General features: G+C 67.0%; 13 protein-coding genes. 9 read left to right on the top strand and 4 right to left on the bottom strand.

Annotation, left to right across the window (positions count from 1 at the left end):
* The first annotated feature begins 52 nt into the window (after positions 1-52).
* Positions 53-1,615 carry a murein biosynthesis integral membrane protein MurJ gene (gene murJ / locus ABG80_RS16890; protein ID WP_058088790.1) on the top strand — a complete coding sequence of 521 codons (1,563 nt, stop codon included), beginning with the start codon at positions 53-55 and terminating at the stop codon, positions 1,613-1,615.
* A gap of 237 nt (positions 1,616-1,852) precedes the next feature.
* Positions 1,853-2,908: a putative solute-binding protein gene (locus tag ABG80_RS16885; protein ID WP_235513913.1), complete on the top strand. Its 1,056-nt coding sequence runs from the start codon at positions 1,853-1,855 to the stop codon at positions 2,906-2,908.
* Between the two features lie 61 nt (positions 2,909-2,969).
* On the opposite strand, the gene radA is transcribed toward ABG80_RS16885, so the two are convergent.
* From radA to alr, 3 genes are read right to left on the bottom strand one after another with little or no spacing between them, the layout of a single operon-like run.
* The gene (gene radA / locus ABG80_RS16880; protein WP_058088789.1) at positions 2,970-4,340 is read right to left on the bottom strand and encodes a DNA repair protein RadA; all 1,371 of its coding nucleotides are present in this window, start codon (positions 4,338-4,340) and stop codon (positions 2,970-2,972) included.
* A 3-nt stretch (positions 4,341-4,343) separates the two neighbouring features.
* The gene (locus ABG80_RS16875; RefSeq protein WP_058088788.1) at positions 4,344-4,886 is read right to left on the bottom strand and encodes an acyl-CoA thioesterase; all 543 of its coding nucleotides are present in this window, start codon (positions 4,884-4,886) and stop codon (positions 4,344-4,346) included.
* A gap of 45 nt (positions 4,887-4,931) precedes the next feature.
* Complete coding sequence (gene alr, locus ABG80_RS16870) at positions 4,932-6,044, bottom strand: alanine racemase (RefSeq protein WP_058088787.1); 1,113 nt, start codon at positions 6,042-6,044, stop codon at positions 4,932-4,934.
* Between the two features lie 220 nt (positions 6,045-6,264).
* Here alr and lplT point away from each other — a divergent pair, with 220 nt between their 5' ends.
* Together lplT and ABG80_RS16860 are read left to right on the top strand one after the other, a co-directional pair.
* On the top strand, positions 6,265-7,545 hold the full coding sequence (lplT, locus tag ABG80_RS16865; protein ID WP_058088786.1) for a lysophospholipid transporter LplT: 1,281 nt from the start codon (positions 6,265-6,267) through the stop codon (positions 7,543-7,545).
* Between the two features lie 133 nt (positions 7,546-7,678).
* On the top strand, positions 7,679-8,110 hold the full coding sequence (locus ABG80_RS16860) for a hypothetical protein (protein WP_058088785.1): 432 nt from the start codon (positions 7,679-7,681) through the stop codon (positions 8,108-8,110).
* A gap of 54 nt (positions 8,111-8,164) precedes the next feature.
* On the opposite strand, the gene ABG80_RS16855 is transcribed toward ABG80_RS16860, so the two are convergent.
* Positions 8,165-9,751: a helicase HerA-like domain-containing protein gene (locus tag ABG80_RS16855; protein WP_058088784.1), complete on the bottom strand. Its 1,587-nt coding sequence runs from the start codon at positions 9,749-9,751 to the stop codon at positions 8,165-8,167.
* A gap of 192 nt (positions 9,752-9,943) precedes the next feature.
* Between ABG80_RS16855 and ABG80_RS16850 the strand changes: the two genes are divergently transcribed.
* From ABG80_RS16850 to rsfS, 5 genes are read left to right on the top strand one after another with little or no spacing between them, the layout of a single operon-like run.
* Positions 9,944-10,666: a YebC/PmpR family DNA-binding transcriptional regulator gene (locus ABG80_RS16850; RefSeq protein ID WP_058088783.1), complete on the top strand. Its 723-nt coding sequence runs from the start codon at positions 9,944-9,946 to the stop codon at positions 10,664-10,666.
* Between the two features lie 21 nt (positions 10,667-10,687).
* Positions 10,688-11,971: a phosphoribosylamine--glycine ligase gene (gene purD / locus ABG80_RS16845; protein WP_058088782.1), complete on the top strand. Its 1,284-nt coding sequence runs from the start codon at positions 10,688-10,690 to the stop codon at positions 11,969-11,971.
* 18 nt (positions 11,972-11,989) lie between these two features.
* Positions 11,990-12,913: an oxygen-dependent coproporphyrinogen oxidase gene (gene hemF / locus ABG80_RS16840; RefSeq protein ID WP_058088781.1), complete on the top strand. Its 924-nt coding sequence runs from the start codon at positions 11,990-11,992 to the stop codon at positions 12,911-12,913.
* 29 nt (positions 12,914-12,942) lie between these two features.
* On the top strand, positions 12,943-13,653 hold the full coding sequence (gene nadD, locus ABG80_RS16835; protein WP_083506217.1) for a nicotinate-nucleotide adenylyltransferase: 711 nt from the start codon (positions 12,943-12,945) through the stop codon (positions 13,651-13,653).
* Complete coding sequence (rsfS, locus tag ABG80_RS16830; RefSeq protein ID WP_058088780.1) at positions 13,654-14,451, top strand: ribosome silencing factor; 798 nt, start codon at positions 13,654-13,656, stop codon at positions 14,449-14,451.
* Positions 14,452-14,477 lie beyond the last annotated feature (26 nt).

Raw genomic sequence — 14,477 nt, 5'->3', positions numbered from 1 at the left:
ACGGCTGTGCCCAGGCGACAAGTTGTGCCGGGGGCGCTTCCTATAATGGGCCATGAGCCTGCTGAAATCCGCCTCCATCGTCTCCCTGCTGACCCTGGCGTCGCGCATCACCGGCCTGGTTCGCGAGCAGCTCTTTGCCTCGTACTTCGGGGCCAGCGCCACCACCGACGCCTTCCAGGTGGCGTTTCGCATTCCCAACCTGCTGCGCCGCTTGTTCGCCGAAGGGGCTTTTTCGCAGGCTTTCGTGCCCATCTTGGGCGAAACGCGCGTCAAGCAAGGTGAAGAGGCCACCAAAGGCCTGATCGACGCCGTGGCCACGGTGCTGTTCTGGGCCCTGCTGGTGGTGTCGGTGCTGGGCGTGATCGGCGCGCCCGTGCTGGTCTGGCTCATGGCCTCTGGCCTGCAGGAAAGCGGCGGCTTCGACATGGCCGTGCTGATGACGCGCTGGATGTTTCCCTACATCGGTTTCATGTCGCTGGTGGCCTTGAGCGCGGGCATCCTCAACACCTGGGGGCACTTCGCCGTGCCGGCGGCCACGCCCGTGCTGCTCAATGTGTCGGTCATCACCGCGACGGTGCTGGGCGCGCCGCTGTTTCGCCGCTGGGGGTTCGATCCGGTGCTGGCGGTCGCCATCGGCGTGATGCTGGGCGGGGTGCTGCAGCTGGGCATCCAGGTGCCGGCGCTGCGCCGCCGGGGCGTGCTGCCGCGCATCGGTTTGACGCTGGGCGGCCTGCGCAAGGCCTGGCACCACGACGGCGTGCACCGCATCCTGCGTCAGATGGCGCCGGCGCTGCTGGGCGTGTCGGTGGCGCAGCTGTCGCTGCTGGTCAACACGCAGATCGCCTCGCACCTGGGGGCCGGGGCTGTGTCCTGGCTGACCTTTGCCGATCGCTTGATGGAGTTCCCCACCGCGATGTTGGGCGTGGCCCTGGGCGTGGTGCTGTTGCCGCAGCTCTCGCGGGCGCAGGCGGGGGGCGACACGAAGCAGTTTTCAGCCCTGCTGGATTGGGGGCTGCGCCTGGTGGTGATGCTGGCGCTGCCGTGCGCCGTGGCGCTGCTCGTCTTTCCGACACCGCTGGTGGCGGTGCTCTACCACTATGGGGCCTTCCAGGATGCCGACGTCGCGCAGACGGTGCGGGCGTTGATGGGGTATGGCGTGGGCCTGATGGGCCTGGTGTCGATCAAGATCCTGGCGCCGGGCTTTTACGCCGCGCAGGACATCCGCACGCCGGTGCGCATCGGCATCGCGGTGCTGGTGCTCACGCAGGTGCTCAACGTGGTTTTCGTGCCGATGTTCCAGCAAGCTGGCCTGGCCTTGTCCATCGGTCTGGCTTCGCTGGTCAACGCGGCCTGGCTGTTGCGCGGGCTCAAGAAGTCCGGGCGCTACGACCCGGCGCCTGGCTGGCTGGGCTTTGCCCTGCGGGTGGTGCTGGCCACCGCGCTGCTGGGCGTGGGCATGTGGTGGGCCGCCACGCACATCGACTGGATCGGGCTGCGTGCCCAGCCCTTCGTGCGCATCGGCCTGCTGGCGGCCTGCCTGGTGGCGGCGGCGGTCGTGTACTTCGGTGTGTTGGCCGCCACCGGTTTGAAGCTCAAGCAGATGTTGCGCCGGTGACTTGGCACCTGTGACGTGGTGCCGGTGGTGCGCCGAGGCTGAGGCTGCCCACGCGCGAACGGGCTGTTGTCACAAGGCGCTGGCGATGTGTGTGCGGTCGTGACAGTTGTCGAGCCGGGGCAGCCTTCCCAGGGAGGCGCGGCTTGCGCATGGCGAGACATCGCAGCAAGTCGTTACAGGCTCCCGGGAGGCGTTCCTAGGATCGCGGCTTCGTTTCCAAACCGGAGAGAAGATCCCATGAACGCTCAACATGCTCCCCAACGCTTTGCCTTGCGCACCGGCGCTGCCCTGGCCCTGATCGCCTGCTCGCTGTCTGCCCACGCTGGCCAAAAGGTCTGTGTCTTCGACATCGTCGGCGCCACCGGTGACGCCTACAACATGGCCAAGGACTACGCCCTGGCCATGCAGAAGGAGGGCGCCAGCCTGGAGCTCAAGGCCTACAACAACGAAGCCACGGCCACGGCCGACTTCCGCTCGGGCCAGTGCGACGCGCTGATGGCCACGGCATTCCGCACCCGTGAGTTCAACGGTGTGGCCGCTTCCATCGACACACTGGGCGCGACCACCGTCATCCGTGACGGCAAGATCGACATGCCCGCCAGCTACGACGTGGTGCGCAAGGTCGTGCAAACGTTTGCCGCCCCCCAGGCCGCCGGCCTGATGACCCAAGGCAGCACGGAAGTCGGCGGCATCTTCCCGTTCGGCGCGGCCTACCCGATGGTGCGCGACCGCAGCATCAACACCGTCGAAGCCCTGGCCGGCAAGAAGATCGCTTCGTTCGACCACGACAAGGCCCAGTCGCTGATGATCCAGCGCATCAAGGCCCAGCCCGTGTCGGCCGACATCAACAACTTCGCCACCCAGTTCAACTCGGGCGGCCTGGACATGATCGCCGCGCCCACGCTGGCCTACAAACCGCTTGAACTGAACAAGGGGCTGGGCGCCAAGGGCGGCATCGCGCGCTTCCCGCTGATGATCCTGACCTACCAGGTGGTGCTCAACCCCGCCAAGTTCCCGGCCGGCTTCGGCGAGAAGTCGCGCGGCTACTGGGCCGGTCAGTTCGACCGCGCCATGGCCCTGATCGGCAACGCCGACGCCAGCATCCCCGGCAGCGCCTGGATCGACCTGAGCGCCGACCAGACCCGCCAGTACAACACCATGCTGCAGGAGTCGCGCCTGGCCATCCTGGGCCAGGGCGTGTACGACAAGCGCGGCCTGTCGGTGATCAAGAAGGTGCGTTGCTCGGTCAACCCGGCTGAAGCCGAGTGCAAGTCGGCCAACGAAGAAGGCTGACCAACCAGGACTGCGTGCAAGCCGGCGTGGCCTGCACGGGTTCGGCCCGCATGAGGCGGGTTCAGAGTTCGCGCACCCGGTCGATCGCTTCTTCAATGCGATCGACCGCGTGAATGGTCAGCCCCTCGATGGGTTTCTTGGGGGCGTTGGCCTTGGGCACGATGGCCACCGAAAAGCCCAGCTTGGCGGCCTCCTTCAGGCGCTCCTGCCCGCGTGGGGCGGGGCGCACCTCACCGGCCAGGCCCACTTCGCCAAAAGCGATGAAGCCCTTGGGCAGTGGCTTGCCGCGCAGGCTGCTCTGGATCGCCAGCAGCACAGCCAGGTCGGCCGCCGGCTCGCTGATGCGCACGCCGCCCACCGCGTTGACGAACACGTCCTGATCGAAACAGGCCATGCCTGCGTGGCGGTGCAGCACGGCCAGCAGCATGGCCAGGCGGTCGCGCTCCAGGCCCACGCTCAGGCGCCGGGGGCTGGGGCCGCCGCTGTCGACCAGCGCCTGGATCTCGACCAGCATCGGCCGCGTGCCTTCGAGCGTGACCAGCACGCAGGAGCCCGGTACCGGCTCGCTGTGCGTGGACAAAAAGATGGCGCTGGGGTTGGTGACGCCCTTGAGGCCCTTGTCGGTCATCGCGAAGACGCCGATCTCGTTGACCGCGCCGAAGCGGTTCTTGATGGCGCGCACCAGCCGGAAGCTGCTGTGCGTGTCGCCCTCGAAATACAGCACCGTGTCGACGATGTGTTCGAGCACGCGCGGGCCAGCCAGCGAGCCTTCTTTCGTGACGTGGCCCACCAGCACCACGGTGCAGCCCGATGCCTTGGCCACGCGCGTGAGGTGAGCGGCACATTCGCGCACCTGGGCGACCGAGCCCGGTGCCGAACTCAGCTGGTCCGAGAACAGCGTCTGGATGGAGTCGATCACACAGAACGAGGGCTGTTCGGCCTCCAGCGTGGCGATGATGTTCTCCAGCTGGATCTCGGCCTGCACCCGCACCTTCGAGCCATCGAGCCCGAGGCGGTGAGCGCGCAGCGCCACCTGGGCGCCGCTTTCTTCACCGGTGACGTAGAGCACCTTCATCTGGCGTGACAAGGCATCGAGCGCCTGCAGCAGCAGGGTCGACTTGCCGATGCCCGGGTCGCCCCCGATCAGCACGACGCCCCCCGCCACGATGCCACCCCCCAACACACGGTCGAGCTCTTCCAGCCCGGTGGGTGTGCGCGAGACTTCGGCCGCTTCGATGTCCGACAGCGTGGTCACGGGCTGCGCGGCGTTGAGGCCGCGCGCCATGGCCTGCATGCGGTTCTTGCCGCCCGTGGGCTCGGCGCGGGCCTCGTCCAGCGTGTTCCAGGCGTTGCAATGCGGGCACTTGCCCAGCCACTTGGGGCTGGTGCCGCCGCACTCGCGGCAGACGAACAGGGTCTTGTCTCGCGCCATGCCTCAGGCCTGGGTGTCGCCATCAGCGGCTTGGGGGGTCGACGCGGCCGGGTCGGCGCCACTGCTCTGGATGGCACGAAAGCGCCGGTCGAGTTCCTGGCGCAGCTGACGACGCAACTTGGCCGCCTCGAAGCGGCGCTTCTCGTCAGGGGTGCTGGGCGTCAGCGGGGTCACGGCCGTGGGACGCGATTGATCATCGACCGCCACCATGGTGAAAAAGCAGCTCTGGGCATGGCGCACCACCTGGGTGCGGATGTTCTCGGTCACGACCTTGATGCCGATCTCCATCGACGAGTTGCCGGTGTAGTTCACGGAGGCCAGGAAGGTCACCAGTTCGCCCACATGGATGGGCTGGCGGAAGGTCACCTGGTCCACTGACAAGGTGACGACGTAGCAGCCAGCCCAGCGTGCGGCGCAGGCGTAGGCCACCTGGTCAAGCAGCTTGAGGATGGTGCCACCGTGCACGTTGCCGGAGAAGTTGGCCATGTCCGGCGTCATGAGCACGGTCATGCGCAGTTGGTGGCGTTGGGAGTCGGAGTCCATCATGCGGGGTTCTTCTTGTGTTGGATAGGGCGCCCGGGCAAGCAAGGTTCACGCCGCGCCATGGGCGTCGATGGCCTGCACCGGCACCCGTGGCGACAGGGCGCACATCAGCTCGTAGCCGATGGTGCCGGCGTGCCGCGCCACCTCGTCGATCTGCAGCGAACTGCCGTGCGGACCGCGTCCCCACAGGGTCACCTCGGTGCCGATCACGGCTTGGGGGATGTGACTGATGTCCACCGTGATCATGTCCATCGACACGCGTCCGACGACGCCGGTCACCACGCCGTCGACCAGCACCGGCGTGCCGTCGGGCGCGTGGCGGGGGTAGCCGTCGGCGTAACCGCAGGCGACCACACCAATGCGCATGTCTTGCTCCGCGGTGAAGCGGCTGCCGTAGCCGATGGTGTCACCAGCGCGCAGGTGCTGCACCCCGATCAGCTTGGAGTGCAGTGTCATGGCCGGCTGCAGGCCCCAGTGATCGGCATCGTGCTCGGGGTGGTCGGGCGAGGCGCCGTAGAGCATCACGCCTGGGCGAACCCAATCGCCCCGGATTTTCGGATCGTGGGCGTGTCGCAGGGTCGCGGCGCTGTTGCACAGGCTGCGCTCGCCGCTGAGATCGGCCGTGTGGTGGTGAAAGACCTCGGCTTGGTGGGCGATGCCCCGTGGACCGTCGGCATCGGAAAAATGCGTGATGAACGAGACCTCGTCGACCTGGGGCAGGGCGCTCAGGCGCAGCCAGGCATTGCGAAAGGCCTGTGGCGTGAAACCCAGGCGGTTCATGCCCGTGTTCATCTTGAGGAAAACGCGCTGGGGCCACTCGGTTTTGTGCTGCGCCAGCCAGTCGATCTGCTGTTCGCAGTGCACCACGTGCCACAGGTCCAGGCGCGAACACCACTCCAGGTCGCGTGCGTCGAACACGCCTTCGAGCAGCAGGATGGGGCCGCGCCAGTCCATCTCGCGCAACTTGCGCGCTTCGGCGATGTCCAGCAGCGCGAAGCCGTCGGCTGCGCGCAGGCCTTCGAAGGCGCGCTCCAGGCCGTGACCGTAGGCGTTGGCCTTGACCACCGCCCAGATTCGCGCATCCGGGGCGCATTCGCGGGTGCGGACGAGGTTGTGCCTGAGGGCATCGAGGTGGATCAGGGCTTCTAGCGGACGCGGCATGGGACGGGATTTTGCCAGCCATGTTCGTGGTGCGTGCCGGGCACCGGTTTTGATCCCTGTTTGACGCCGTTGATGCGCGCGCTCTGCCGTTTGGACCGCCTTGTGCAACAGGCCGGCATGCTATAACCCGCTGCCTTGATCGGACGCGTTGAGAAACACTCCCTGACCGATCCGGCAGCCGACGTTTGACTGGAACCCTCGTGAACCCCTGACTGCGCGCATGAAAAAAGGCTTCTACACCATCATGGCGGCGCAGTTCTTCAGCTCGCTGGCCGACAACGCCTTGTTCGTCGCGGCGGTGGAATTGCTGAAGTCCAGCGGGGCGCCGGCCTGGCAGCCTGCGGCGCTGGTGCCCATGTTTGCGCTTTTTTACGTGGTGCTGGCCCCCTTCGTGGGCGCTTTCGCCGACGCCCTGCCCAAGGGGCGGGTCATGTTCCTGTCCAACTCCGTCAAGGTGGTGGGTTGCCTGATGATGCTGTTCGGCAGCCACCCGCTCATGGCCTACGCGGTGGTGGGCCTGGGCGCGGCGGCGTACTCGCCCGCCAAGTACGGCATCCTCACCGAGCTGCTGCCCCCCTCTCAGTTGGTCAAGGCCAATGGCTGGATCGAGGGCCTGACGATCACATCCATCATCCTGGGTGTGGTGCTGGGCGGCCAGCTCATGGGTCATCACGTTGCGCCCCACCTGCTGGCCATCGACCTGCCTGGGTTCGACTGCGGCATCGACACGCCGGCCGAGGCGGCCATCTCCACGCTGGTGCTGCTCTACGCGATCGCTGCGTGGTTCAACCTGCGCATCCCGCGCACCGATGCCCCGCTGCAGCCCTTTGCCTCCAACCCGCTGGAGCTGGCTCGCGATTTCTGGGGCTGCAACCGCCGCCTGTGGCAGGACAAGCTCGGTCAGATCTCGCTGGCCACGACGACGCTGTTCTGGGGCGTTTCTGGCAATTTGCGCTACATCGTGCTGGCTTGGGCGGGTGTCGCGCTGCACTACGACACCACCAAGGCTTCTGCCTTGGTCGGCGTGGTGGCCATTGGCACGGCGGTGGGCGCCGTGGTCGCTTCGGTCAAGATGAAGCTGGATAAAGCGACGGCCGTCATCCCGCTGGGGGTGGCGATGGGCGTGCTGGTGCTGGGCATGAATTTCTTGACCGACATCGTGATCGCCGTGCCTTTCCTGATCCTGCTGGGCGGGCTTGGCGGCTTCCTGGTCGTGCCGATGAACGCGTTGCTGCAGCACCGTGGGCACAACCTGATGGGGGCGGGGCGCTCGATCGCTGTGCAGAACTTCAACGAGCAGGCTTGCATCCTGTTGCTGGGGTTCATGTACGCAGCGCTGACCAACTCAGGCTTGTCGGCGTACGGCGCGATTTCTGCCTTCGGGGTCGTGGTGGCGGTGTCGATGCTGGTCATCGGCATGTGGCATCGCATGAACCTGCGTCAGCATCCCGCCGAGGTCGAGCGGCTGTTGGCCATCGCCCGCTCAGATCACCACCATTGAGCGCGGTGGGTGCGTCTTGCGACTGGGCTCGCGCACGACTGCTCACGTCTGCTCACAAAGGACGCACACAGCTTTACAAAAGGCTGTCGTCGTCCTGAGGGCGCGGGCCGTTGAGGTCTCACAGGAGACCATCATGCAAACCTCTTCCCTCGTTCGCATCGTTCAACGTGTTGCCGCCCTGGCCGTTCTGGCTGGGGGCGTGTCTGCCGCACAGGCCGGTGGCGTGTACTGGGCAGTCAATGTGGATGCCCCTTCACACGGTGGTGGCCGGGTCGGCACGACCATTTCCAATTCGCCCCGTGGCTTGTACGGCCCTGCGCCCGTGATCATTGCCCCGCCCGTGGTGGTGGCGCCGCAGCCCGTTTACCAGGTGGGGTACCCCGGCTACCACTCGGGGCACCGCCACGCCCGCGACCACCATGGCTGGTGGGCAGGCAAACACCGTTATCACCGTGGCTACCACCATGGGTACCGCGAGGGCTACCGCGATGGACGTGACGACGACCGAGGTTGGGACCGCCGCGGTGGTCGCGATGACGACGACGGCTGGTACGGCCATCGCTGAACCGGACGCAAGCGGGCCGCAAGCATGCTGGCCCACCCCTGGGTGGGGCGTCATTCAGCGACGGCGGCTGCCCCCGAGCAGCGAGCCCAGAACGCCTCGGATGATTTCGCGCCCCACCGTCGAGCCGATGGTGCGGGCGGCCGACTTGGCCACGGTCTCCAGGATGGAGTCTTTGCGGCCACTGCCTTTGAGCATGCCGTCGGCCACATCACCCAGCCAACCGCCGCCGGCCGAGCTGGCCGCGTCGCGGGCGCCCCCTGCGGTGCCACCCTTGACCGCATCGGCCGCTTCTTCGGCCATGCTCCGTTCGCGGCCTGATGCGGCGCCTCGTTCAGCTCCGTTGCCCGCCGGGGCGTTGGCCGACGGAGCCGCGCGGCCCTTGAGCCGCTCGTAGGCCGATTCGCGGTCTTCGGTCTTTTCGTAGACGCCCGCCACCAGGGAGTCGGTCAGGAGCTTGGTGCGTTGCTCGGACGTGATCGGGCCGATCTGGCTGCCCGGTGGCAGCACGAACACGCGCTGGGTCACCGCTGGGCGGCCCTTGTCATCCAACAGGCTGACCAAGGCTTCGCCCACACCCAGCTCGGTGATGGCCGTGGCGATGTCCAGGCCCGGGTTGGCGCGCATGGTTTCGGCGGCGCTCTTGACGGCCTTCTGGTCGCGCGGGGTGAAGGCGCGCAGCGCGTGCTGCACGCGGTTGCCCAATTGGCCCAACACGGTTTCGGGCACGTCCAGCGGGTTCTGCGTCACGAAATAGACGCCCACGCCTTTGGAGCGCACCAGGCGCACCACCAGCTCGATGCGCTCGATCAGCGCCGAGGGCGCGTCCTTGAACAGCAGGTGGGCCTCGTCGAAGAAGAACACGAGCTTGGGTTTGTCCAGGTCGCCCACCTCGGGCAAGGTCTCGAACAGCTCGGACAGCATCCACAGCAGGAAGGTGGCGTACAGGCGCGGCGCGTTCATGAGCTTGTCGGCCGCCAGGATGTTGATGACGCCCTTGCCGCGAACGGTTTGCATGAAGTCGGCGATGTCGAGCATGGGCTCGCCGAAGAATCGGTCGCCGCCTTGCTCCTCGACCTGCAGCAGGCCGCGCTGGATGGCGCCCACACTGGCCGGGCTGATGTTGCCGTACTCGGTGGTGAAGGTCTTGGCGTTGTCCCCGACGTGCTGCAGCATGGCGCGCAGGTCTTTGAGGTCGAGCAACAGCAGGCCGTTGTCGTCGGCGATCTTGAAGACCAGTTGCAGCACGCCCTGCTGCGTATCGTTGAGGTCGAGCATGCGGCCCAGGAGCAGCGGGCCCATGTCGGAGATGGTGGCGCGCACGGGGTGGCCCTGCTCGCCGAAGACGTCCCACAGGGTGGTGGGGCAGGCGGTGGGTTCGGGCTCGGCCAGGCCGCGCTCTTGCAGGATGCCGGCCACCTTGGGGCTGAGCTTGCCCGTTTGCGAGATGCCCGTCAGGTCTCCCTTGATGTCGGCCATGAACACGGGCACGCCGATGGCGCTGAAGCCCTCGGCAAGCTTTTGCAGCGTGATGGTCTTGCCGGTGCCGGTGGCGCCGGTGATCAGGCCGTGGCGGTTGGCCAGGGCGGGCAGCAGGTGGCACTGGGTTTCGCCATGGGCGGCGACGAGGATGGGGTCGGTCATGTGTGCTCCGGCAGGGCGCGCAGTCTGCAATCCTTTGGCCTTCCGTCCGGGAACGGGCGCTCGCAGGATAAAATCCAAGTATCGCCCAGGAAAACTGGGCAAACACCGACCAAGACGCGCGCCTGGACACCCCGCCGGCGTGCGTTTTGTCGTTGACACCCCAATCACACATCAATTCCGGAGCACCGCACCATGGCCGGTCATTCCAAATGGGCCAACATCCAGCATCGCAAAGGCCGTCAGGACGAAAAGCGCGGCAAGATCTGGACCCGTCTCACCCGTGAAATCATCGTGGCGGCCCGTGCCGGGGGCGCCGACGTCAACATGAACCCGCGCCTGCGCCTGGCCATTGAAAAGGCCAAGGCGGCGAACATGCCGGCCGACAACATCAAGCGCAACGTGGACAAGGCCACGGGCAACCTCGATGGCGTCACCTACGAAGAAATCCGCTACGAGGGCTACGGCATCGGCGGTGCGGCCATCATGATCGACACCATGACCGACAACCGCGTGCGCACGGTGGCCGAAGTCCGGCACGCCTTCAGCAAATACGGCGGCAACATGGGCACCGACGGCTCGGTGTCCTTCCAGTTCAAGCACTGCGGCCAGTTCCTGTTCGCCCCGGGTGCCAGCGAAGACAAGATCATGGAAGTGGCGCTCGAAGCCGGTGCCGAAGACGTGATCACCCACGAAGATGGCTCGATCGAGGTGCTCAGCGCACCGGCCGACTTCGAGACCGTGCAAAAGGCCCTGGAAGGCGCGGGCCTGAAGGCCGAGCTGGCCGAGGTGACCATGCGCGCCGACACGCCCGTGGCGCTCAGCGGCGACGACGCCGCCCGCATGCAGAAGCTGCTCGATGTGCTGGAAGACCTGGACGACGTCCAGGAGGTCTATCACAACGCCGAACTGAACTGATCTCCTGAACCCGACACCACCATGAACATCCTCGTCATCGGCTCCGGCGGCCGCGAACACGCCATCGCCTGGAAGCTGGCCCAGTCGCCCAAGGCCCAGAAGGTCTACGTGGCGCCGGGCAACGGCGGCACCGCCCGCGACGCCCGCCTGGTCAACGTGCCTCTCACCGACGTCAAGGCCCTGGCCGACTTCGCCGAAGCCAACAAGATCACCCTGACCGTGGTCGGCCCCGAAGCGCCGCTGGCCGCCGGCGTGGTCGATGAGTTCCGCGCCCGTGGTCTGCGCATCTTCGGCCCCACGAAGAAGGCAGCCCAGCTCGAGAGTTCCAAGGCCTTCGCCAAGGGCTTCATGAAGCGCCATGGCATCCCCACGGCCTTCTACGAGACCTTCACCGACGCCACCCCTGCGCACGCTTACGTGGACAAGCATGGCGCACCCATCGTCATCAAGGCCGACGGCCTGGCGGCCGGCAAGGGCGTGGTCGTGGCCATGAGCCTGCAGGAAGCGCATGAAGCGATCGACTTCATGCTGCTGGACAACAAGCTGGGCGTGCAGCACAACGAGGGCGGCGCGCGCGTCGTCATCGAAGAGTTCCTGGCCGGCGAAGAAGCCAGCTTCATCGTCATGGCCGACGGCAAGAACGTGGCCGTGATGGCCACCAGCCAGGACCACAAGCGACTGCTCGATGCCGACGAAGGCCCGAACACCGGTGGCATGGGTGCCTACTCGCCCGCGCCCGTGGTCACGCCCAATGTGTACGCCAAAGCCATGCAGGACATCATCCAGCCGACGCTGGCGGGCATGGCCAAGGACGGCATCCCCTTCACCGGCTTCCTGTACGCCGGCCTGATGATCGACGCGCAAGGCAACCCCAAGACGCTGGAGTTCAACACCCGCATGGGTGACCCCGAAACCCAGCCGATCATGATGCGCCTCAAGAGCGACCTCATCGACGTCATGCTGCATGCCACGGACGGCACGCTCGACCAGATCGAGCTGCAGTGGGACCGTCGCTTTGCTCTCGGCGTGGTCATCGCGGCTGGCGGCTACCCGCTCAACCCGGAAAAGGGCCAGGCCATCACCGGTCTGCCAGCCGACGCCGAAGACGCGATGGTCTTCCACGCTGGCACCACCCTGGGCGAAGACGGCGTGCTGCGCACCAGCGGTGGCCGCGTGCTGTGCGTGACCGCCCTGGGCGACTCGGCCAAGCTGGCCCAGCAGCGCGCCTACGAGTACCTGCATGGCATCCAGTTCGAGGGCATGCAGTTTCGCAGCGACATCGGCTGGCGCGCCATCAAGCGCTGACCCGACCGGAGGCCCGCCTTGAGCCAAACCACCCAGCACACCGACGCCGTTCGCGCCTACCTGCTTGACCTGCAGGACCGCATCATCTCCGCCTTCGAGGCAGAGGATGGCAAGCCCTTCGTCCGCGACGCTTGGGCGCGCGGCCCCGAAGAGCGCCTGCAAGGTGATGGCTGTTCTCGCCTCGTCGAAGAAGGCAACGTGCTCGAGCGCGGCGGCTGCAACTTCTCGCACGTCAAGGGCCCGAAGCTGCCGCCTTCGGCCACGCAGCACCGGCCCGAGCTGGCCGGCTGCCCATTCGAGGCCATGGGCGTGTCGCTGGTGTTTCACCCTCGCAACCCGCACGTGCCGACGGTCCACATGAACGTGCGCATGCTGGCCGCCCATCGCCCTGACGGCACGGTGGTGGCCTGGTACGGCGGTGGCATGGACCTCACGCCGTACTACGGCCGCGAAGAAGACGCCCGCCACTTCCACCAGGCCTGCAAGGACGCGCTGGCGCCGTTCGGCCCCGAGCTGCACCCGCGCTACAAGGCCTGGTGCGACGAGTATTTCTTCCTCAAGCACCGCAACGAGGCGCGTGGCGTGGGCGGCATCTTCTTCGATGACGTCTCCGAGCTGGGCGAGCAGGGCGGTTTCGACCTGATCCGCTCGGTGGGTGATGCCTTTGTCCACGCCTACCTGCCCATCCTCCAGCGCCGCCGCAGCGAGCCCTTCACCCAGGCCGAGCGCGACTTCCAGGCTTACCGCCGGGGCCGTTACGTCGAGTTCAACCTGGTCTGGGACCGTGGCACCCTGTTCGGTCTGCAGTCGGGCGGGCGCACCGAGAGCATCCTGATGTCGATGCCGCCAGTGGTGAACTGGCGCTACAACTGGCGCCCCGAGCCCGGCACGCCCGAGGCCCGTCTGTACACCGACTTCCTGCCGCCGCGGGATTGGGTTTGAGCGACTTGTCCGCCGCGAACCCTTCCTCGATGCCCTCGGCGACCGCGTCTGCCCCGGCTGGTGCCCCGCTGACTGCGGCCGGGCAGGGTGCCGGGGCTGTACCAGGCCTCGCTGGCCGACGCGTGGGCATCATGGGCGGCAGCTTCGACCCCGTGCACGTGGCCCACGTCGCGCTGGCCGAATCGGCCCTGATCGCATTGCGCCTCGACGAGGTGCGCTGGGTCCCTGTGGGGCAGCCTTGGCAGAAGGCGCGCCGGCTCGCAACCGCGGAGCACCGTGTTGCCATGGTCGAGCGCGCGGTGGCGCACGAGCCGCGCTTCACGGTCGACCGCATCGAAGTGGACCGCGAAGGGCCGTCTTTCACGCTCGACACCGTGCGGGCCCTGCAAGCCGCTCACCCCGATGTCACCGAGTGGTGCCTCATCATCGGGCTGGACCAGTACCTGAACCTGCCGACCTGGCAGGGCTGGACCGAATTGCTGGCGCGCGTCACACTGGCCGTGGCCACGCGCGAGGGGGCGAATCTCGGTTCGCAGCCCGCCTGCCCGCCCGAGTTGGCCGCGCAGCCGCACCGCATGCATCCTTTGCCGATGGCGCCGCACGCGGTGTCCTCGACCGACATCCGCACCCGGCTGACCCGGGGGGAAACACCTGAATCGCTGGTGCCCACGCTGCTTTCCGAAGGCGTGGCGCGCTATATTGCCAACCATCAACTCTACGCCCCGGGCGACCCACGCTGAATGGACATCCGCAAACTGCAACGCGTCATCGTCGACGGTCTCGAAGACGTCAAGGCACAAGACATCGCCGTCTTCAACACCGAGCACCTCTCGCCGCTGTTCGAGCGCGTGGTCATCGCCTCCGGCTCGTCCAACCGCCAGACCAAGGCGCTGGCCTCCAGCGTCCGGGTGGCGGTCAAGGCCGCCGGCTTCCAGGTGATGCGCACCGAGGGCGAAGAGAACGGCGAATGGATCATCGTCGACTGCGGTGCGGCCGTGGTCCACATCATGCAGCCGGCCATCCGCCAGTACTACCAACTCGAAGAGATCTGGGGCGACAAACCCGTGGCCCTCAAGGCCAAGGCGACCCGATCCGGCCTGGTCAAGGCCTCCGAGCCGATGGAAGAAGCCGATGAGGCGCCGGTCAAGCCCAAGAAGGCCTCCGGCAAGACCACCTCCGCGCGCAAGGCCGCCACCACCAAGCCGGAGCCCGCCAAGAAGCCTGCTGCCAAGAAGGTCGCCGCCAAGAAGGCTGCACCGGCTCCGAAGGCCGCCCCCAAGGCTGCATCCAAGCCCGTCGCCAAGAAGGCTGCCACCAAGGTTGCAGCCAAGAAAGTGGTCGCCAAGAAGGTGGCAGCCAAGAAGGTCGCCACCAAGCTGGTGGTCAACGCCCCGACAGCCAAGAAGCCCGCGGCCAAGGCACCCGCCCGCAAGGTCGTGGCTCGCAAGGTGGCAGGCACCAAGGCGCCCGCCATCAAAAAGGTCGCCGCGAAAAAGGTGGCGGCCAAGAAGGCCCCCGCTCGCAAGACCGCACGCTGAGCGGTCCACCGAGCCCATTGCCTTGA

Origin of the sequence: Aquabacterium parvum, from assembly GCF_001447195.1 — a bacterium.
GTDB lineage: Bacteria > Pseudomonadota > Gammaproteobacteria > Burkholderiales > Burkholderiaceae_C > Aquabacterium > Aquabacterium parvum.
The sequence above is the reverse complement of the archived record's forward strand: the minus strand, read 5'-3'. Positions and strand labels throughout refer to the sequence as shown.